This window comes from Lysinibacillus sp. FSL K6-4013 (assembly GCF_038630435.1).
GTDB classification, from domain to species: domain Bacteria; phylum Bacillota; class Bacilli; order Bacillales_A; family Planococcaceae; genus Lysinibacillus; species Lysinibacillus boronitolerans.
The window spans coordinates 3,189,936-3,209,889 of the sequence record NZ_CP152031.1 but is presented as its reverse complement, the minus strand read 5'-3'; the positions used below and the strand labels follow the sequence as shown (position 1 = coordinate 3,209,889).

The 19,954-nt window shown below is 37.1% G+C and carries 20 protein-coding genes; 17 read left to right on the top strand and 3 right to left on the bottom strand.

Annotated features, from left to right (window positions below; translation table 11 throughout):
• Positions 1-576 precede the first annotated feature (576 nt).
• The 6 genes from MHB39_RS15900 (at position 577) to MHB39_RS15875 (ending at position 4,459) form a co-directional block, all read left to right on the top strand.
• On the top strand, positions 577-1,299 hold the full coding sequence (locus tag MHB39_RS15900; RefSeq protein WP_016991628.1) for a GntR family transcriptional regulator: 723 nt from the start codon (positions 577-579) through the stop codon (positions 1,297-1,299).
• A 4-nt stretch (positions 1,300-1,303) separates the two neighbouring features.
• Positions 1,304-2,023, top strand: coding sequence for an SIS domain-containing protein (locus tag MHB39_RS15895; RefSeq protein WP_258859808.1), 720 nt, complete (start codon positions 1,304-1,306; stop codon positions 2,021-2,023).
• Positions 2,024-2,042: 19 nt separating this feature from the next.
• Entirely contained in the window at positions 2,043-2,321 is a 279-nt protein-coding gene (locus MHB39_RS15890; protein WP_258859809.1) for an HPr family phosphocarrier protein, read from the top strand.
• Positions 2,322-2,407: 86 nt separating this feature from the next.
• Entirely contained in the window at positions 2,408-3,583 is a 1,176-nt protein-coding gene (locus MHB39_RS15885; RefSeq protein WP_312127210.1) for a GNAT family N-acetyltransferase, read from the top strand.
• A 226-nt stretch (positions 3,584-3,809) separates the two neighbouring features.
• On the top strand, positions 3,810-4,121 hold the full coding sequence (locus MHB39_RS15880) for a PTS sugar transporter subunit IIB (protein WP_258859811.1): 312 nt from the start codon (positions 3,810-3,812) through the stop codon (positions 4,119-4,121).
• Between the two features lie 17 nt (positions 4,122-4,138).
• Positions 4,139-4,459 carry a PTS lactose/cellobiose transporter subunit IIA gene (locus tag MHB39_RS15875; protein ID WP_016991623.1) on the top strand — a complete coding sequence of 107 codons (321 nt, stop codon included), beginning with the start codon at positions 4,139-4,141 and terminating at the stop codon, positions 4,457-4,459.
• A gap of 80 nt (positions 4,460-4,539) precedes the next feature.
• Here the strand turns inward: MHB39_RS15875 and MHB39_RS15870 are convergent.
• Positions 4,540-5,870 (bottom strand): IS3 family transposase gene (locus tag MHB39_RS15870; protein ID WP_339280167.1). Its coding sequence is split into 2 segments (ribosomal slippage): positions 4,540-5,489 and positions 5,489-5,870, totalling 1,332 coding nucleotides; the frame shifts between segments, so codons are not numbered across the junction.
• A gap of 102 nt (positions 5,871-5,972) precedes the next feature.
• On the opposite strand from MHB39_RS15870, the gene MHB39_RS15865 reads away from it, so the two are divergent.
• The 6 genes from MHB39_RS15865 (at position 5,973) to MHB39_RS15840 (ending at position 11,612) form a co-directional block, all read left to right on the top strand.
• Positions 5,973-7,298, top strand: a complete 1,326-nt coding sequence (locus MHB39_RS15865) for a PTS sugar transporter subunit IIC (RefSeq protein ID WP_016991622.1) — start codon at positions 5,973-5,975, stop codon at positions 7,296-7,298.
• A gap of 25 nt (positions 7,299-7,323) precedes the next feature.
• Complete coding sequence (locus MHB39_RS15860) at positions 7,324-8,406, top strand: MupG family TIM beta-alpha barrel fold protein (RefSeq protein WP_342544505.1); 1,083 nt, start codon at positions 7,324-7,326, stop codon at positions 8,404-8,406.
• 194 nt (positions 8,407-8,600) lie between these two features.
• Entirely contained in the window at positions 8,601-9,362 is a 762-nt protein-coding gene (locus MHB39_RS15855) for a tRNA threonylcarbamoyladenosine dehydratase (RefSeq protein ID WP_016991621.1), read from the top strand.
• A gap of 140 nt (positions 9,363-9,502) precedes the next feature.
• Positions 9,503-9,889 (top strand): hypothetical protein, encoded by a 387-nt coding sequence (locus tag MHB39_RS15850; RefSeq protein ID WP_112118171.1) that lies wholly within the window; start codon positions 9,503-9,505, stop codon positions 9,887-9,889.
• A gap of 208 nt (positions 9,890-10,097) precedes the next feature.
• A complete protein-coding gene (locus tag MHB39_RS15845; RefSeq protein WP_016991619.1) occupies positions 10,098-10,616 on the top strand; it encodes a hypothetical protein in 519 nt (172 codons plus the stop codon).
• A 279-nt stretch (positions 10,617-10,895) separates the two neighbouring features.
• A complete protein-coding gene (locus tag MHB39_RS15840; protein ID WP_016991618.1) occupies positions 10,896-11,612 on the top strand; it encodes a hypothetical protein in 717 nt (238 codons plus the stop codon).
• A gap of 82 nt (positions 11,613-11,694) precedes the next feature.
• Here the strand turns inward: MHB39_RS15840 and MHB39_RS15835 are convergent, their stop codons facing one another.
• On the bottom strand, positions 11,695-12,981 hold the full coding sequence (locus tag MHB39_RS15835) for a replication-associated recombination protein A (RefSeq protein ID WP_016991617.1): 1,287 nt from the start codon (positions 12,979-12,981) through the stop codon (positions 11,695-11,697).
• Positions 12,982-13,185: 204 nt separating this feature from the next.
• Here MHB39_RS15835 and MHB39_RS15830 point away from each other — a divergent pair, with 204 nt between their 5' ends.
• The 5 genes from MHB39_RS15830 (at position 13,186) to MHB39_RS15810 (ending at position 18,648) form a co-directional block, all read left to right on the top strand.
• A complete protein-coding gene (locus tag MHB39_RS15830; protein ID WP_004226809.1) occupies positions 13,186-13,605 on the top strand; it encodes an Rrf2 family transcriptional regulator in 420 nt (139 codons plus the stop codon).
• 339 nt (positions 13,606-13,944) lie between these two features.
• Complete coding sequence (locus MHB39_RS15825) at positions 13,945-15,093, top strand: cysteine desulfurase family protein (RefSeq protein WP_016991616.1); 1,149 nt, start codon at positions 13,945-13,947, stop codon at positions 15,091-15,093.
• A gap of 78 nt (positions 15,094-15,171) precedes the next feature.
• A complete protein-coding gene (mnmA, locus tag MHB39_RS15820) occupies positions 15,172-16,296 on the top strand; it encodes a tRNA 2-thiouridine(34) synthase MnmA (protein ID WP_036076246.1) in 1,125 nt (374 codons plus the stop codon).
• Positions 16,297-16,370: 74 nt separating this feature from the next.
• On the top strand, positions 16,371-17,030 hold the full coding sequence (locus MHB39_RS15815; protein ID WP_342544500.1) for a tetratricopeptide repeat protein: 660 nt from the start codon (positions 16,371-16,373) through the stop codon (positions 17,028-17,030).
• Positions 17,031-17,202: 172 nt separating this feature from the next.
• Positions 17,203-18,648: an MDR family MFS transporter gene (locus tag MHB39_RS15810; protein WP_066036483.1), complete on the top strand. Its 1,446-nt coding sequence runs from the start codon at positions 17,203-17,205 to the stop codon at positions 18,646-18,648.
• A gap of 89 nt (positions 18,649-18,737) precedes the next feature.
• Here MHB39_RS15810 and MHB39_RS15805 read toward each other — a convergent pair whose 3' ends face one another.
• Positions 18,738-19,487, bottom strand: a complete 750-nt coding sequence (locus tag MHB39_RS15805; RefSeq protein ID WP_048392669.1) for a GTP pyrophosphokinase family protein — start codon at positions 19,485-19,487, stop codon at positions 18,738-18,740.
• Positions 19,488-19,954 lie beyond the last annotated feature (467 nt).

Sequence of the window (19,954 nt, the reverse complement as noted above, 5' to 3'; positions counted from 1 at the left end):
ATAGGATTGAAAGGAGCTTATCATAGCTCCTTTTTTATATCAAATTAAACAGGATCAAGGTTGCTAAGAACGAGTATAGAATTTTAAATAAATATTTAGAAAATACAAAAGATTACTTTTTATTTCTGATGAAGCATCATATAATTGGTATAGACAACTATACCTTTATGAAGAGGCTATCTGTTCTAAAGATTAATAATCTTCTAAGTTATGGTTATCCTTTAGGTGGATAATCCTTGGATGAACTTTTTTGAAAGCGTTTTAATTATGGATGCGGAAGTAACTGTTTAAGAGAAAGTAAATTGTATCAATATTACGAGTCGATGATTTGTCAGTAGAGAACATAATGGGTACAACGATTGAACGCAGATGCTACAATGATAGAGGGGCGTTCAGCATGCCATCATTAGCATACAACAAGCGAGGATGTAAATATGTCCTTTTCACACTGTCATGCAGATGTTGTTAGTGGACATAATTGAGCTTTACTTAATCAACAATGCGATATACAAAAAGCGATCTGAAGAGGTAAAGTTGTATTGAGAAATCATAAAGGCGATAAGGAAGGTGCAAGAATTGTTAGAGAAAAATTCTCATATACCTATTTATATACAAATAGAAGAGATTATTAAACAACGAATTTATTTAGAAGAATACAGAATTGGTGAGACCATCCCATCAGAACGAGAACTTTCTGCACAATTTGATGTAAGTAGAATGACTGTTCGTCAATCCATTACCAATCTAGTAAATAGTGGTCTATTATATCGAGAAAAAGGGAGAGGTACATATGTTGCAAATCCAAAATTAGAGCAACCGTTAAAAGGCTTAACGAGTTTCACGGAAGATATGCGAGCAAGAGGAATGGAACCAAGCAGTAAGGTATTACGATTTGAGAAAATCATACCACCAGTGGATATTGCAAGAGATTTAATGATAGAGCCTGGTGAAGAAGTATTTTTTGTAGTGCGCATAAGAAATGCAGATGCGCAACCAATGGCAATCGAAAGAACATATATCCCAGTTAAAATTTATCCAGAGTTGGATGAAAAGCAAATAATGGGTTCGCTTTATGCCTTAATCGAAGCAAAGTTCCATCAAAAAATTGGAAATGCGGTACAACAGATGGAGGCAGCCATCGTATCGAAAGAGGATAGTAAGTTTCTACAAATTAATCAAACAGCACCAGTTTTAATTATTAAACGTACAAGTTATTTATCAGATGGTAAGCCCTTTGAGCTTGTACGCAGTACGTATCGAGCTGATCGTTATAAATTCATAAGTGAAATTAAAAGGTGATTTTATGCATGCATATTTTTCTGAAATCGAAAAGCTTATCCAGATTGTGAAGGAGCAGGAGGCATCACATATAGGTGAGGCGGCACAACTCATTGTCCAACGTCTCCAAAAAGGTGGGATAATTCAATTATTTGGTTGTGGTCATTCACAGCTATTGGCACAGGAGGCATTTTATCGAGCAGGTGGTTTAGTACCCGTACGTCCTATATTTATTGAACCTTTAGCTTTACATGCTGGAGCATTAGCTTCTTCAATCAATGAAAAAGATCCAACTATTATTGAACAGCATAAGGAACAGTTTGACTTTCGTGAAAATGATGTTTGCATCGTCATTTCAACCTCAGGGAGAAATGCAGCACCTATTGACGTCGCTTTATTAGCAAAGGACTCAGGGATATTTGTGCTATCCCTCCAGTCACTCCTCTATAAGGAACAGTCTACACGGCATCACAGTGGGCTACGGCTAGAAGATGTGGTAGATTTCGTCATCAATACCCATATACCGATTGGCGATGGTGTACTAAATATACATGAGATGCAGTATGCGCCAGCATCCACTGTTATTGGCTCATTACTATTAAATGCTTTATTCAGTGAAATCATAGAAACGTTAGCAAAGTCCTCCATAGAGTTACCGATATTTGTCAGCAATAATGTTGATTCCGATTGGACGCATAATGAGAAAATGATTGCCAAATATCAACATCGGATTAACTTTACTTGAAAGAAAGGAGGTATGGTAAATGAAGAAAATGTATAAGATTACATCTCCTGAAGGTATTCATGCCAGACCTGCTGCATTACTTGTTACTGCAGTGACACCATTCCAAAATGATATTAAATTAACATACAAAGAAAAATCCGTTAATTTAAAGTCTATTATGGGCGTGATGTCATTAGGTGTTAAACCAGAAAGTGTAGTGGAAATTTCAGCAGAGGGGCCAGATGTGGCAACATTATTTCAAACTGTTACCGAAGTCATGTTGTCTAACGCAATAGGAGAAGAATGGCAAGAGGAATAAAAGATTCTTGCAGTGGTTACGATCATACCACTGCAACAGAATCTTATAACTAATTGTCTGAATATTGGAAATTAAGAGGTGGTTAAATGGACATTCACATCGTCTCGCCTAATGATTATGGGCAGATTCATCGACTGAGAGACTATTGCTTTCCAAATAAGTATACAGGGGCTCGTCGAGAAGATTTTCATTATTGGATTGAGCAAAGCACGACATTAGGTGCTTATGATCATAATAAAGTTGTTGGTCAGCTTTTAATATTGCCGTTAAATATAACGGTTCATGGGGTTTCTTATAAAATGGGAGGCATCGGCTTTGTTGCAACGTATCCTGAGTATCGACAGCAGGGTATTATCAAAAGGCTTATGACAGAAGCGCTACAAAAAATGCGAGACAATGGACAAACGATTTCAGTATTAGCACCATTTTCTGTGTCCTTCTATCGTTATTTTGGTTGGGAATTATTTTTTGAGAAGCTCCATTATACAATTCCTCAGACGCTTTTTCCCTCTTTAGGGAAACAAGTAGACGTCATGAAAAGAATGAGCTTTGAATGGTTAGATCCTGCACTTTTTCAGATGATTAAAGATTTTCATAATGCACTGGCAATTGTTCAAAATGGTGGCATGGTAAGGGATGAAGGATGGTGGAAAAGAATTGAGAGAAGGAGCCCAGATAGTCACTTTGCAGTCTATTTTCAAGACAATAATATAGAGGGCTATATTCGTTATACGATTCAAGATGGGATATTTACTATCCAAGATTTTGTTGTAGCAAATCACTTAGCCGAACAAGCTATGTGGCGTTATGTGACATCTCATGCAGCGAGTGTCAGTAGCATAACCGGGGTTACTAGTAATCATTATCCTTTTGGCTTTTATTTCAAGGAGCCACAATTCAAAAGAGAAGTCAAACAGGATGTGATGATTAGAGTAGTAGATGTTTTCGCATTTATGCAGCAGTATCCGTGGAAGGATATTCAAGAAACATTAACCATTCGTATTGAAGATCCATTTTGTCTCTGGAATGAGCATGTTTATCAAATAAATAAAAATGGTCAGGTCTCAATAATTGAGACAAATTCAGTCTCTGACAAGCATATGCTAACACTACCAATTAATCTTTTTTCTGCGATGATGGTAGGATATCTTTCCGTCAAAGAAACGGTTGTCTATGCTAATCAACCTACGGCAGAAAAAATTATCGAACAGTGGCAACGGGCACTCCCTACTGAAAAGCCAGCATTTTATGAGTATTTTTAGGTAGTGAATAATAAGAAAATTTGAAATTTTTTTGGCTTTTTTTCTGGACTATACCAGTTGAGTATAACCATTAATTTTACGATAAAAGTAACGTAGCCCAATTTTGTAAATAACTTGATTAATATAAATTTAATGTAAAATTTATATTGTGGTATATACCAATAGGTGCTATTCTCAAAATAAGTAAGCGATTACACAATCGAAGAAAATAAAAGGAGTGTATCGAATGAAAAACATCATGTTAGTGTGTGTAGCGGGTATGAGTACTAGTTTATTAGTGTCCAAGATGCAAAAAGCAGCTCAAGAGCAAAATATTGAAGCCGATATTTTCGCCATTGCTGAGGGAGAGGTTGAAAAGATCCTAGCGACAAAGAAGGCTGATGTTCTTTTATTAGGCCCACAGGTTCGATATTTAAAAGGATCCTTTGAAACAAAATATAAGGATAAGGGCTTTCCAATCGATGTGATCAATATGGCGGATTATGGCATGATGAACGGTGAAAATGTCCTGAAACAGGCACTACTACTAATTGGATGAAAGAAGGGCAAAGGGGAATGGAAGATACAGCATTAATGGAGTCCATTATGGGACTGATTGTGCATAGTGGAAATACGAAAAGTGAGTGTATGGAAGCTATTCAACTAGCAAAAAAGGGGCACATTGAGGCAGCAAAAGAAAAAATTAACCTAGCGAATGAGTCATTAATTGATGCACATCATTCCCAAACGGGCTTACTGTCTCAAGAAGCAAGGGGAGAAAAAGTAGAGGTTTCGATGTTATTAATTCATGCGCAAGATCATTTAATGAATGCCATTACTTTTCGCGATTTAGCACAGGAAATGATTGAGCTATATGAACGAATCAAAGGGGAGTAACATCAAATTTTGATGTTATAAATAAAAAGCAAAGGGAGTGTATTAAACTGTACCCTTTGTAAAGGACATTTTAAAAAAAGCTAGGTAACTTGTTGAAGCTGCTGTCTGTATTTTGCAGGCGGCAGCTTTTTCAAATGCCATTGCCCTCGATAATGGTTGTAATACATCATATAACTCTTAATTTCTCGTTTGACTTCTTCTAATGTTTCACATTTCTCGATAGTTGTTTCATCTTTAAAATGTCCAAAAAATGATTCTTGTGGCGCATTGTCCCAACAGTTTCCACGGCGAGACATGGATTGTCCTAACCCCATTTTCTTCACAAGTTTTTGGAATTGTGGATTGGTATAATGGAATCCTTGATCCGAATGAATAAAGGCATCTTCCGTTAAATGGCGGTGTTTCTTCAATTGATGAAGCGTATTGAGGGCAATATCAATACTTAATGAAGACGACACTTCATACGCTAAAATTTCATTCGTTTCAGCGTCTTTAATCGTTGATAAATAAGCGCGTTTACTGCTTCCATACGTTAAATAGGTGATATCTGTCAGTAACACTTTTCCGGCCATACCCTGTTTAAAGTTGCGTTGTAATTCATTTGGGCACGTACGATGTTCTTTCGTTGCTTTTGCCATACGTCGAGTTGGATTCGCTTTTCGAATCGGGCAGATAATCTGATATTTTTTCATCACACGGCGAATACGTTTCAGATTGTACGTAATTCCATATTGATTTTCTAACGTCATTTTAATTTGACGTGCTCCTTTTTTTCGCCCTCTGAAATGATACGCTTTTAAAATGATTTCCTTTACCACTTCATCTGCTTGTTCTTGCTCCACACGCTTCTGAGCTGATTTTTCTAAAAAATAATTGTAATAGCCAGACCGAGATATACCCATCACATCACATAAATAGCTGACTAAACGCTTTAATTTATACTTTTTCATCGTGTGATGGATGAGTTCAAATTTTAGTGTCGTAGCGATTTTTATTTCTTCTTCAACATCTGCCTTTCGAGTAGATCGAGCTTTTTTAACAATTCATTCTCTGCTTCAAGTAACCGATTTTTCGCCTCTAAACGCTTCAATTTTTCTTCTAATGTCAATTCGCGTTCGGAAGGTCTACCTGAATTTGTTTTACGTGTATCTTGTAAACCTCCGACACCTGCTTTACGATAAGAAGCTCGCCAGCGTTTGCCTGAAGATTCGATTCGTTTTATACCGATTAATTCAACATCTAAACCCGCATTTTCAAAAATTTCTCTTGGGAATTTACCTTTTTCATTTTCCGCAATAAAATGACGTTTAAATTCGTCAGTATATGTGATCGCTTTCTCGCTAACTGCTTGCACATTTGGATTACATTTTAGTTGTTCTTGTTCCATTTTCGTAAAATATCTTTTGGTCATTTCACTCTACCCCAACATCTTTTTTCTCATTATAAACAAAAGTACCCTATAGGATAGACTTTTTTCAAAGTGTCTATCTTATAGGGTACAGTTTATATGTGAGTGTTCCGTTTTTTAGAAGAAAAGTTTGTACCGGTTGCTGCTAGGGTAGGGAATCAGCGTCATTTAGTTGCCATTCGTGACGGATTTATTACGATTATGCCTTTAACGATTGTGGGATCTTTGGCTGTACTTATTAACAATTTGCCTATCGATTTTTATCAAAATGCACTCGATGCCATTTGGAAACATGAGACATGGACTCAATTCGGCGGTAATATTTGGAGTGCTACATTTAATATCATTTCACTGTTACTTGCCTTTACCGTTGCTTATCATCTTGCAAAAAGTTATCAAAAAGATGGGCTGTCTGCTGGGGTCATTAGTCTATCAAGCTATATGACATTTGGGACTTTCGGGGAAGGCGGATTAACCGGCTTAACAACAGGTACGGGTGGAATATTTATTGCTCTGATTGTTGCACTACTTTCTACAGAATTGTTTTGTAGATTGTCTGGCAATCCTAAGCTACTAATTAAAATGCCTACGGGTGTACCACCAGCTGTTGCCAAATCATTTGCTGCGTTACTTCCTGCCATTATTACGATTGGAATATTTGCTATAGTACGTACAATTATTTCAGCAGGTTTTGATATACCTGATATTGTCGGATCCTTCTACTCTGCGGTTCAAGAGCCATTTATGGGTCTAACAAATACATGGCTAGCCGCTTTAATTTTGGCATTTATACCTACATTTTTATGGACACTTGGCGTACATGGAGCAAATATCATCGAACCATTCATGCAAACGATTAATTTACCCGCTATAAACGAAAACGTTGCAGCTATCTCTGCTGGTAAAGTTGCGCCTTACATTGTCAATAAACCATTCTTTGATGCTTTTATTAATATGGGAGGCTCTGGCACGACAATAGCACTTATTATTGCGATTTTCATATTTGCTAGAAAGAATAAGCAATATAATACAGTTGGGAAATTATCTGCAGCACCTGGGATTTTCAATATTAATGAGCCATTACTTTTTGGGTTACCAATTGTATTAAATCCGGTTTTATTCGTACCGTTCATTTTGACACCAATGATAAATGTAACCATCGCATTCTTTGCAACGAAATGGGGCTGGGTGCCAGCTGCTACCGTCTCACCACCATGGACAACACCGCCAATTATTAATGGATTTTTAGCAACTCAATCTTGGCGTGGTGCTGTTTTGAGTATGGCCTTAATTGTCATCGCTGTTTGTATTTATCTGCCATTTATCTCGATGGCAAACCGTATGGCAAGGCAGAATGAGCAAAAAGCTGCTTTAGAGGCACAGAGTGAGGAATCTGTAGTGGAATCCAGAGGACAAAAAGTAGAAGTATAAGCGTCAAATTAACGGAGGGTTTGAAGTGAAAAGATTAGGAATCTCGCTATATCCGCAGCATAGTACGCTAGAGGAAATGAAGCGCTATGTTCAGCTGGCTCATGACAATGGCTTTGATCGTATTTTCACATGCCTAATGTCATTAAAACAGGATGAGGAGCGTCAAAAGTTACAGCAAATCAATGAATTTGCCCAACGCCTAGGCTTTGACATATCCGCTGATATTGCACCAGGTGTTTTTGATGATTTAGGGTTAACCTATAGGGATATTGGCTATTTAAAAGAACATTATTATTTGGCAGCCTTACGTTTAGATATGGGGTTTTCAGGTCAGGAAGAAGCATTGATGTCGCTTGATGCAAGTAATCTAAAAATAGAATTAAACATTAGTAATGGTACGAAGTATGTAGATAATATTCTCTCTTATCAGCCCAATAAGGAGAACATTATTGGCTGTCATAATTTTTATCCAAGACGCTTTACTGGGCTATCTTGTCAGCATTTTTTACAAACGTCTCAACACTTTAAAGCACACAATGTGAGGACAGCAGCGATGATCTCCTCGCAACATGGTCAATTTGGACCTTGGGAGCAAACAGAGCACGGGTTACCTACATTAGAGGAACACCGTCATCTCCCAATCACTGTACAGGCGAAAGATTTATGGCATACGGGGTTAATTGACGATTGTATTATTGGCAATATGTTTGCTTCTGAGGAAGAACTACATGCATTAGGACAATTAAATCGTAATAAGCTTGAGTTAAGGGTTGTCCAGTCTGAAGACACGAGCATTTTAGAGGAGACGATTCTTTATAAAGAGCCTCATTTTAATCGAGGTGATGTGTCTGAATACGTGATTCGGAGCACCCAATCCCGTGTGAAATATAAAAATGGAGATTTTCCTGTGCATGATATACGGCCAATAAAAACAGGAGATGTCACGATTGATAATAATTTAGATGTTCGTTATAAGGGAGAGCTACAGATTGTGCTAAAGGACATTCCGAATACAGGATCGAGTAATGTCGTAGCTCGCATTGTGGAGGAAGAACAATTTTTATTGACACATATTCAACCATGGTCAACATTTGGATTTACAAAGTAAAGAAGAGTGAAAAAGAGATTGAGTCATCAATCTCTTTTCTTTATGGTGGTCTTACATATTCCGTAGGCAATTTTGATTTTTTCTTTATATTTTTCTCTTGAACAATAACATGATAAAATGTAAGATAGGTTTTGATTTTATCTTAGTATATAACTAGGTTTACTAATAAAATTTCATAGATGGAGAGTGTCAGGATGTTACATCAATTTTCACGTAACGAGCTCGCAGTAGGTACAGAGGGTCTCGAGAAATTAAAAAATACAACGGTTGCTATACTTGGTGTAGGGGGCGTTGGCTCATTTGCTGCTGAGGCATGTGCACGAAGCGGAATCGGCCGTATAATTTTAGTTGATAAGGACAATGTAGATATCACAAATGTTAACAGACAACTTGTCGCATACCTATCAACAGTTGGTCAATCAAAATCAGCTGTCATGAAAGAGCGTATTGCAGATATTAACCCAGCATGTGAAGTGATTGACATGCACATGTTTTATACGGAAGAAACCTATGAAGAATTTTTTGCACAAGGCATTGATTATGTGATCGATGCAAGTGACACAGTGATGTATAAAATTCATATAATGAAGGAATGCTTAAAGCGTAATATCCCTATTATTTCAAGCATGGGTGCAGCAAATAAAATGGACCCTACTCGCTTCCAAATTGCAGATATTTCAAAAACACATACAGACCCATTGGCTAAAATCATTCGTACAAAGCTACGTAAAGAAGGAATTCATAAAGGTGTTACGGTTGTATTTTCAGATGAAAGTCCAATTGTCGTACGTCCAGATGTTGTCGAACATGTAGGTAAGCCTGATGCAGCAATTCGCAAAGCAAAGATGCCGCCTTCATCTAACGCCTTTGTCCCGTCCGTAGCGGGTTTAATTGCAGCAAGCTGGGTAATCAATACCATCCTAAAGGATGTAAAAATTACGCGCGTACAAGGTTAATACCATTTACGTGCTTTGGTAATAGTCAAAAAACAGCATAAATGTTCATATTCGTAGAAGTAGCTGCCTTAATTGTATTTAGAGGTAGCTACTTTTTCTATGTTACAATTAGACCGTTGTAAAAAAGGAGGCGTATACAAATGGAAAAAATTTATCAAATGGAATATAGAGGTTTAAATCTTTTCGACGAGATTAGCACAGTAGAGTTAGCTATAGATGAAGAAAACCAAACTATACATATTTTTGATGTTGGACAGGTTGTCAGCCCCATTTTTAATTTTGATGTATCAGCCTACGAATTGTCAGATGGTTTTTATAAAATGGCTGATGTTCTGCGACACAAAAAAATCTTAACGAATCAACAATCAGGTAGTGATTTAACATTAAGTGAATGGTTAATTATGAACAATGCTTATTTTTATATACCTCAAAAGCGCATTAAAAAATATGTGCATGGAAGTATTATTGAAATTATCGATCGAGCAAACGAACCATGCTTATTTGATGATTATGTACAAAGGGTATAATTTTACCAAAATAGTTCTCTTATGTACATAAAATGCTATTAATTCACGAAATTGTCTTATTTTTTTCATGTCCACACTACTTCATATGGTTTATTGCTATAATTTAAATCATCCATTAGATAATCGATCAGTTTGTTTGGTTTGCTTGGTGCTACTCAGTGAATAGCCAGGAAGTTAAACAGCAAATGACATATGGGAGAGTGGGGAAATGGAAATTCAAGTAATTCGTGATCATTTAGATATTGTCAAACTTCAAGAGAAAATGAATGCCATTGTATTTGACTATTTGGATACATCCAACAATTATCCGAAAGCCATGAGAGAATTGAATCCTTTATATATACAAGTCACAACCTATTATAAGGAATATGTTAATCAGCGGGCAGGGGAATTACCAAAAGCGAATACGTATTGGCATTTATTTATCGATTGTTGTGCAAAATTATGCTACTTTTTAGCTGCATCGACCTATTATTCTTCGAATGCTTTACAAAAAACGCCTGAAAAAGTAGAGCATTTATTAAAAATAGCAGCCTATTCCTTACCAAGTATTGAGCAGGAAGAGAATGAGCAATTATTAGAAGATATCATTGCTCTTTTAACTGAAGTGCTAGAGGATGAAGAACAAGCAACAATCATACGCAACGAGGTGCTGTCACAGAAAGGTGAAGTGAAGCAATGTCTCCAACAGTTTAAATTATTTGTTGATCAGGAACTTTCTTCTTAGACCTTAGACAATAATAGACTATCTATTTTCTGAAAATAGCCTATACGTCAAGAATCTACGTAACTAATTGTAAATAAATCAGTTTTTTCTACAATGTTCGATGTGGAAAGAGAGTGATTTACTTGCTTTTTTAGTGGCGTGGATTCTTTTTTTTATTGTGGGGAAAGTAAAAAGACATATTTTCTTGAAAGGTATTTATGTATTTTTGTCGAATTATAGTTAGAAAATTGGTAATATATGTGCTCGCGCTGTAAGAACTTATTGGAAGGGGGCTAAGCAATGATTGTAAATGGAATAGAAATAGATTTGGCGAATTTGGAAAAACCTCTTTTATTAGTTAGTGAGGAAGATGAACTATTATTTCAACAGCTTATCCAACCGACAATTGAACAGGAGCTTATTCAATGTCAATTAGCGCTCTCAACAAGGAAATCTATTTCATTGGTCAAAGATATTTGGTTGGCTATGTATAGAGATCGGGAAAAGCTGTACATCAATAGCGGCCATGCCATGCTTTATCCAATTCGTTTAATTCTTTTTGAACTAGTCACACAAGCAGAATATTTCCAACGCTTGGCAAAAAAATCACGTGGCGATGAATGTCTTTCCCTTATCTATGCAGTGATTCTTTTGCAATTTGTCTTGCAGTGGTTAAAAGATCGATTTAGTGGAAATCAAGAGGTCTATGGTGCATTAAAACGGTTATACAGAGTGTCGGATGATGAATTAAGTACGGACCCCTCCTGTGAAACAAGAGAACAAAAAATTGCACAAGCAATTGCTGTAAAAGCAATTCGCTTTGAGGTAAGAGAAAACAATCAAGAGTTCGCGAGCTTATTGTATCAGTCGTATAATTTAATTGTCTTTTTGCATAGTAAGGCAGATAAAGGAGATGTAAAAGAATCCATTTTGCCATCACTTCGACATTTAGCAGAACCATTAAATTTGTTTTACCAAGAACGCTACACAACAAATAACCCGAGCTTTACAGGATGATTGCTAGAGCAGCCTATCCTGTTGTTAGATAAAAAGCAAAGTCATTTCAATTCCTTGAGATAGTGACTTTGCTTTTGTTTTATTATTTCTTATATTGAAATGATTTGAGTTTGTCGTAGATACTGGCCATGCGTTTTTCCTCACCAGCAATAACAGGCTTGTAGAATTCAGTGCCTACAAGTTCGTCTGGCAAGTATTGCTGGTTTACCCAACCACCAAAAGTACCAATCGGTGTGTTATGAGGATATTGATAGCCAACATGTCCTAAATCTTTGGCACCCTCGTAATGAGCATCTCGCAAATGATGTGGAATATCGCCTGTTTTGCCTTCATGAATAGCCTTAATGGCAGCATCAATTGCCACAATGGCTGAATTGGATTTTGAGGCAAGGCACATTTCGATGACAGCACTTGCAAGTGGGATACGTGCCTCTGGTAATCCAAGTCGTTCGGCTGCTTGAATAGCAGCTAACATATGAGGTCCGACTTCGGGATTAGCCAGACCAATATCCTCATAGGCCATAACAAGGAGGCGTCTGCTGACAGCCACTAAATCGCCTGTTTCCAATAAATGCGCTAAATAATACAAAGCAGCATTGGTATCACTGCCACGCACAGATTTTTGCAGGGCTGATAGTAAATTATAAAAATGTGATCCTTTTTTATCGCCATATACACCAATTCGACTGATGAGATGTTCAATGACATGGTCGGCAGCAATCGTTTGCCCATCCACCTCGTCACTGGCATAATAAATGGATTCAAGCAAAGTTAATGCCTTTCGCGCATCTCCGTTTGCTGCGGCTGCAATTTGTTCAATTTGTGATGGTGTTAAGGCAAAATGATATTTGCCTAGTCCCCGTCTTTCATCAGCTAATGCTTTTTCGATTAATTCGATTAAATTTTCCTTCGTTAAGCGTTTTAGCTGATAAATTTCGCCACAGCGTGAACGAATCGCTGGATTAACATCATGATACGGATTTTCTGTCGTGGCACCAATTAATACAATCGATCCATTTTCTACATGTGGTAACAGCGTATCCTGCTGTAATTTATTGAAGCGATGAATTTCATCCAAAAAAAGAAGCACTTTCCCTGAAATTCTGGCTTCTTGGACAATATCTTCCACATCTTTTTTGCCAGCTCGTGTGGCATTAAGTGCGAAGAAAGGGAGCTTGGAACTTCCTGCAATGGCATTGGCAATGGATGTTTTACCGATTCCAGGTTCTCCATATAGCAACATGGAAGGGACATGTTCATTTTGAATCATTTTATAAAGGGCGGTGTTGGGACCAATGAAATCCTGATGACCAACAATCTCATCAAGGGTTAAAGGTCGCATTCGAAAAGCGAGTGGTTCATTGTGCAAAATAACTTCCCCTTTCAGTCGTTGTCATTTTTTTGCTTCATCCATTTTTTTACGCTAAAATAAAGCACTCATATAGCTTTTGAACGATTTTATATCGCTTTAATTAGTATATCATATCCTTCTAGGTGTATTTCCGAGTTCATCAAGAGGAGATTATGATATACTGTTGGTAGTATTTTGACTAGACTAATTGAGGGTGATAAAATGAAAATTTCAACAAAGGGCCGTTACGGGCTTACAATTATGATTGAATTAGCAAAGCATTATGGAGAAGGACCAATTCCTTTGCGTAAAATTGCTGCGGAAAAGGAGCTTTCAGAAGCATATTTAGAGCAATTAGTATCTCCGCTTCGTAATTCAGGCCTAGTAAAAAGTGTACGTGGTGCTTATGGTGGTTACATGCTAGCTAATCCACCTAGCGAAATTTCAGCGGCCCATGTTATTAGTGTGCTAGAAGGACCTATTCAACCAGTAGAGGGCATTGAAAATGAAGAAGCACCTCAACGTGAGTTATGGCTACGTATTCGCGATGCAGTAAAAAATGTGTTAGATACAACGACCATTGAAGATTTAGCACAATATACAGAAGAAAATGTAGTGGAAGGCTACATGTTCTATATTTAAAATAGTTTAAGCTAAAGCGCTACTCCTGCATTCACTTCATCTTTTAGGGAGATTGTGAACGATTCACATCTCAATAACTATTTTACGATGAGTGATGTGGGTTTTGTGCTTTTATCTCGATTCAGAAATGTTTTTTGTCCTAAAATGAACCACCAAGTACGGAAGACTCCCCTCTCATAGAGGAGCGAGGTATACTTGTATTGATTTTGCAAGCATTAACTGAATCAAGCGAAAGCCTCTGGCGGATGTCACAGAGTTTGAAAAGGGCTTTTCGAGCGAGCTCGAAAAAATCCTGACTTAATTATGCCGAGGTGTAATTGATAAAAAGGAGTTTTCAACATGAATTCATATATCTATCTCGATCATGCGGCCACATCTCCAATGAATGGCCAAGTAATAGAGGCGATGACGACTGCTATGCAGGAGGTATTTGGCAATGCATCGAGTATTCATAAAGCAGGTCGAGAGGCAAGAAAATATCTAGATGATGCACGTGAGCTATTGGCGAAATCAATTGGTGCGCAAGCAGGGGAAATTATTTTCACAAGTGGTGGCACAGAAGCTGACAATATGGCAATTTTAGGGACTGTCTATGCCCGTGCAAAGGAAGGAAAACACATCATTACAACGCAAGTAGAGCATCATGCAGTATTACATACTTGTGAAAAACTTGAACGTGATGGCTTTGAGGTGACCTATTTACCTGTCGATCAAAGAGGGCGTGTCGCGGTTGAGGATGTCCAAAAAGCCCTTCGTGAAGATACTATTCTAGTGACAATTATGTATGGAAATAATGAAGTTGGAACGATTCAGCCAATTGCGGAAATTGGTGAGCTATTGCGTGAGCATCCTGCCACTTTCCATACAGATGCGGTTCAGGCTTATGGCTTAGAGCGCATTGATGTAAATGAATTACAGGTGGATTTATTGAGTGTATCTGCTCATAAAATCAACGGTCCAAAAGGTGTTGGATTCCTTTATCAAAAATCAGGAACACCGTTAGCAAGTTATGCTCTTGGAGGCGCACAAGAGAAAAAACGTCGTGCAGGTACTGAAAATATACCTGCCATTATTGCTTTTGCGACAGCAGTGCAAGTTGCAAATGAGTTGCGTGAAGAAAAGCGTTCACTATACAATCACTTTAAGCAAATTATGCTTGCTGTTTTTTCACAGCAAAAGCTAGCATTTCATGTAAATGGTGATGAGGTACATTCGTTGCCTCATGTTTTAAATATTAGCTTTGCGGGCATGGAGGTAGAATCGTTTTTAGTGAACCTTGATATGGCAGGTATTTATGTTTCGAGTGGTTCGGCATGTACTGCAGGATCGATTGATCCTTCTCATGTGTTAGTAGCAATGTTTGGACAAAGTGCAGAGGAGCTACGAAACTCCATCCGATTCAGCTTTGGGCAGGGTTTAACGGAAAAGGATATTCGAGATGCGGCAGAAAAAACGGCTCAAATTGTGAAAAAGCTAGCTAAAAAATAATTTGCAAAATACCAATGTTATGTTTCGGTAGAATATTGAAACATAAACTGTAATTAGATAAAAGAAAAGGTGACCACAATGAAAGAAACACGTGACCCCTCTCAAATTCGAGTTGTTGTCGGCATGTCAGGTGGGGTAGATTCATCGGTGGCGGCATACTTGTTAAAACAACAAGGATATGAAGTAATCGGGATCTTTATGAAAAACTGGGATGATACGGATGAAAACGGTGTTTGTACAGCTACTGAAGATTATGACGATGTGATAAAAGTATGTAATCAAATTGGTATCCCATACTATGCTGTCAATTTCGAGAAACAATATTGGGATAAAGTTTTCACATACTTTTTAGAAGAATATAAAGCAGGGCGTACACCAAATCCTGATGTTATGTGCAATAAAGAAATTAAATTTAAAGCATTTTTAGAGCATGCCATGAACCTTGGTGCTGATTATTTAGCGACAGGTCACTATGCACGAATTGATCGTAGTGGTGATGGTGAAGTTAGAATGTTACGTGGCGTTGATGATAATAAAGATCAAACATACTTTTTAAATCAATTATCACAAGAGCAATTGGCGCATGTAATGTTCCCAATTGGTGATATAGAGAAAAAAGAAGTACGAAAAATTGCAGAAGAAGCAGGACTTGCTACGGCCAAGAAAAAAGATTCAACAGGCATTTGCTTTATTGGTGAACGTAATTTCAAAGAGTTCTTAAGTCAATATTTACCAGCTCAACCTGGGAAAATGGAAACAATGGATGGCGTTGAAATGGGCCAACACGATGGTTTAATGTACTATACACTTGGTCAACGACACGGGCTTGGTATTGGTGGGGACGGCGAGCCTTGGTTTGTGCTAGGAAAAGATTTAGCGCGTAATGTTCTACTTGTCGGACAAGGCTTTGACAATGAATATTCGTATTCAACATCATTAACAGCAGTGAAAATGAACTATACTTCGACAAAAAAATTGCCTGGGAAATTTTCTTGCACAGCAAAATTCCGTTATCGTCAAACCGATACACCAGTAGAAGTAGAAATTTTACCAGATGGGCGTGCCCATATTACCTTTGCAGAGCCTGTCCGTGCTATCACTCCAGGACAAGCTGTTGTTCTCTACGATGGAGAAGAATGTATGGGTGGCGGAACAATTGACGAAGTCTTTAAAAGTAATGAAAAACTAACATATGTTGGATAAATTGCGTTAAGACTGCTTTTATGGCCTCTTGGCTTCCTAAAAGCAGTCTTTCGCTACATAGAGGTGAAGAACAAATGAATTATAATGAACAGGGCATCCAAGCATTTCAAGAAAAACGTTATGAGGATGCTGCTCAACTATTTACAAAAGCAATAGAGGCAGAGCCTGAAAATGCTCTTGGCTATGTAAATTTCGGCAATTTATTAGCCGTATTAGAGGATACTGAACGTGCAGAGCGTTTCTTCCAAAAGGCAATCACTGTAGATGAATCAGCAGCTACAGCCTATTACGGTCTAGCGAATTTATATTACAATGCTGAACGCTATGCCGAGGCCGTGAAGCTATATGAGCAAGCGCTAAAACATCATATTGAAGGTGCCGATGTCTATTATATGATGGGGAAATGCTTTGAACGGTTGGATAACTCAAAATTGGCATTACCTTATTTACAACGTGCGGTAGAAATTGCTCCAGAAGATACACAGATTCGTTTAGCCTATGCGATAGTGTTATGTGCATTAGAAATGTTTGAGGAAGGGAAGAAGGAACTAGATCTCTTAATTGAACAGGATTGGAATAATGCAGATGCACATTATAATTTAGGCGTACTATATGCCGTGTCTACCGAACAAACAGAGGATGCAATGTATCATTTGAAACAAGCCTTTACATTACAACCTGAATATGACCAAGCGCGTTATATTTACGATATGATTGCTCAACGATTTAACTGATAGATAATAAGCAGCGAGTGAATGTTGATTAACATTCTTGCTGCTTTTTTATTGATTTTATCTAGTAAAACAGAAAAAATTGTTTATTTTTTCATAAATTGATTCTCTTTCTCTTTTAATTCTAGTTCAAACTTGGTAATGTATGTCATGCAGGAAAGGAAAAGGTGACAGAATGAATAAAGTTTTTATTGCACTATTACTTGTAACAGCACTTGCTGCAATTGAGGGAACTATTGTTAGTACTGCTATTCCGAGTATTACGGCTGATTTATTAGGTGTAGACTTAATAAGCTGGATTTATTCTGCTTATTTACTAGCTTCAGCCATAGCGGCGATTATTTTTGGTAAATTAGCCGATTTATTTGGTCGTAAACGGATGATTATTACTGGTATCATTATTTTTTTAGTAGGTTCTATGTTATGTGGTTTAGCTCAATCCATGGAGCAATTAATTGTTTTTCGAGCAATTCAAGGTATTGGCGCAGGTTCAATTTTACCGATTACATTAACAATGGTTGGTGAATTGTTTAAGACTGAAAAAGAGCGTGCCAAAGGACAAAGCTATTTAAGTATGGTATGGGGCGTTTCTGGTGTAGTAGGTCCGTTATTTGGAGGCTTTATAGTTGACCAAGTATCTTGGCATTTTATTTTCTTCATTAATGTACCGTTTGGTTTAGCCTCTATTTATTTAATTGCTAAACATTATAAAGAACAACTAGAGGCAGTGAAGCGTAAAATTGACTACCTAGGTGCAGTGTTTTTTACAATTGGCATGGTTGCGTTACTGTTTGTTATTATCGAAAACAGTAAAACACAAACCTGGTTATCAGGTCAATCGCTGCTAATGTATGGTGTTGCTCTTGTATTCTTAAGTATTTTTATCTGGGTGGAGTTACGAGCAGAGGAGCCAATTATTCCGTTAACACTATTTAAAAATGGACGACTAATGGTCATTAATGCATTAACTTTAAGCGGTATGTCTATTGTCATTGGTGTAACCGTTTATATTCCTATATTTGCTCAAAGTGTTTTAGGCAAAAATGCAACGCAGGCTGGTTTATTATTAACACCAATGTCTATTTTTTGGACGGTGAACTCGATTATGGCAGGTTATTTAATCGGTCGTTTAACAAATAAACGCATTATCCAAATGGGTACGATTTTACTTGTTACGGGTACACTATTGTTGGCAAGACTATCTTCAGATTCTAGTGATTTCAGCGTTTATTTCGCATCATCATTAATTGGACTAGGGATGGGCTTTATTATGCCGATGTTGATGATTTCCATACAAAAGGTGGCAGATCCAAAGCAACTTGGTATTTCAATTGGTTTGAACTCTTTTACAAATACATTTAGCCAAGCGATTGGTGCAGCACTATTTGGTATGATTTTCAACCTAGCAACGAGTGAAAAAATGGCTTCATTAGGAAAAGGTGAAATTCAATTAAATGGTGAATTTGCAAAAGGTGGGTTTAAATTAGAAGAAGTAAGCTTTTTAAAGGATACTATTGCGAATGGCGTCAGTTATGTATATATAGCTACCTTTATTTTTGCTATTGGTGCTCTTATTTTCTCCTTTTTTGTAGCAACGAAATCTACAAGGAAAGCGCAATAGTGAACAAAAAGTAAAATCCACCTCACATTCTGTGATCAAGCAGCGTGTGAGGTGGGTTTTTCATTTGACGACTAAACCATAGAATAAATTTACTTTTTGAATAGAGTGTCATCAATTATTTGATTGCCAGGTAGTTCCGTTAAGTATTTCGCTAAATGTGCGATGGGGGTACTGTCTAGCAATGAAGGCTCGGCTTCATTTTCTTTTAAAATATTGATTTCCTTATTCAGTCGCTCCATTTTTCGATCTAATTCAGCTGCTTGTAGTGCGGCTTCCTTTAATTCATGTCGAATATGCTCTGGTACTTCTTTGTTATACTTATAATAAATTTTGTGTTCTAAGCTTGCCCAGAAATCCATTGCAATTGTACGAATTTGGATCTCTGTATAGACCTTTTCCATATGGTCTGACATAAAGATAGGAATTTTAATAATAAGATGTAAGCTTTGGTAGCCATTTTCTTTTGGATTGGCTATATAATCCTTCACCTCAACAACTTCCATGTCATGCTGTGCTTGTAACATGGCACTTACCTTGTAAATATCCTCCACAAAGGAACAGGTGATGCGAGCACCAGCTATATCGCGGATATTTTCACGCACAGCCTCTATTGATGGAGGAAGCTCTTTTTTCATCATCTTCGTTAAAATACTTTTAGGTGATTTTACACGTGTAGATACATGCTCAATTGGATTATATTCATGAATTAACTTAAATTCTTCTTGTAATATATTAATTTTCGTTTCCACTTCCTGTAGAGCAAATTTGTAAGCTAAAAAGAAGCGTGTTAATTCAGTTTGAAAAGATTTTAAAGTGTTTACTTCTAGTTCAGTTTTCATCGTTTGTAAATCCTTTCTTTTACGGTTTGTTCAATTTTTATTTTTTGTATAGCTGTGATGGCAACGAGATACTTCAAAATGGAATTTTCTATAGCTCTCCATAAAAGAATGTTTGATGCACAAGCAAACGTAATGATTTGCCCTGCATCTGATTCATTAATAATATACCTTCTATGAGGAACTTCAATCCTATCGTCAATGATAAATTTTTATTGATTGAAAGCTTCCATAAATAAACAATTAATATAGGCAAACTAATACGAGCTATATAAAAATTAAACGGACCAAAAGTTATCCACCATGTTCTGTATCCACTATGAAAGCCTACACCATAGGGGATCACGGTGATCATCTCTATAAGAAGAGCGGAAAGCATAAAAATAAGGTAGGAAAAAAATATGTAGTTTAGTCATGTAAGCCCCCTGTGGTTTATGCTATACAATATATAACTCACATGACAATGAAAA

What these genes read in the sequence shown, in the direction of transcription:
- MHB39_RS15895 (WP_258859808.1), top strand. Translation starts at nt 1,304, where the DNA reads ATGCATGCATATTTTTCTGAAATCGAAAAGCTTATCCAGATTGTGAAG.
- MHB39_RS15890 (WP_258859809.1), top strand. Translation starts at nt 2,043, where the DNA reads ATGAAGAAAATGTATAAGATTACATCTCCTGAAGGTATTCATGCCAGA.
- MHB39_RS15885 (WP_312127210.1), top strand. Translation starts at nt 2,408, where the DNA reads ATGGACATTCACATCGTCTCGCCTAATGATTATGGGCAGATTCATCGA.
- MHB39_RS15880 (WP_258859811.1), top strand. Translation starts at nt 3,810, where the DNA reads ATGAAAAACATCATGTTAGTGTGTGTAGCGGGTATGAGTACTAGTTTA.
- MHB39_RS15875 (WP_016991623.1), top strand. Translation starts at nt 4,139, where the DNA reads ATGGAAGATACAGCATTAATGGAGTCCATTATGGGACTGATTGTGCAT.
- MHB39_RS15855 (WP_016991621.1), top strand. Translation starts at nt 8,601, where the DNA reads ATGTTACATCAATTTTCACGTAACGAGCTCGCAGTAGGTACAGAGGGT.
- MHB39_RS15850 (WP_112118171.1), top strand. Translation starts at nt 9,503, where the DNA reads ATGGAAAAAATTTATCAAATGGAATATAGAGGTTTAAATCTTTTCGAC.
- MHB39_RS15845 (WP_016991619.1), top strand. Translation starts at nt 10,098, where the DNA reads ATGGAAATTCAAGTAATTCGTGATCATTTAGATATTGTCAAACTTCAA.
- MHB39_RS15840 (WP_016991618.1), top strand. Translation starts at nt 10,896, where the DNA reads ATGATTGTAAATGGAATAGAAATAGATTTGGCGAATTTGGAAAAACCT.
- MHB39_RS15830 (WP_004226809.1), top strand. Translation starts at nt 13,186, where the DNA reads ATGAAAATTTCAACAAAGGGCCGTTACGGGCTTACAATTATGATTGAA.
- MHB39_RS15825 (WP_016991616.1), top strand. Translation starts at nt 13,945, where the DNA reads ATGAATTCATATATCTATCTCGATCATGCGGCCACATCTCCAATGAAT.
- mnmA (WP_036076246.1), top strand. Translation starts at nt 15,172, where the DNA reads ATGAAAGAAACACGTGACCCCTCTCAAATTCGAGTTGTTGTCGGCATG.
- MHB39_RS15815 (WP_342544500.1), top strand. Translation starts at nt 16,371, where the DNA reads ATGAATTATAATGAACAGGGCATCCAAGCATTTCAAGAAAAACGTTAT.
- MHB39_RS15810 (WP_066036483.1), top strand. Translation starts at nt 17,203, where the DNA reads ATGAATAAAGTTTTTATTGCACTATTACTTGTAACAGCACTTGCTGCA.
- MHB39_RS15805 (WP_048392669.1), bottom strand. Translation starts at nt 19,487, where the DNA reads ATGAAAACTGAACTAGAAGTAAACACTTTAAAATCTTTTCAAACTGAA.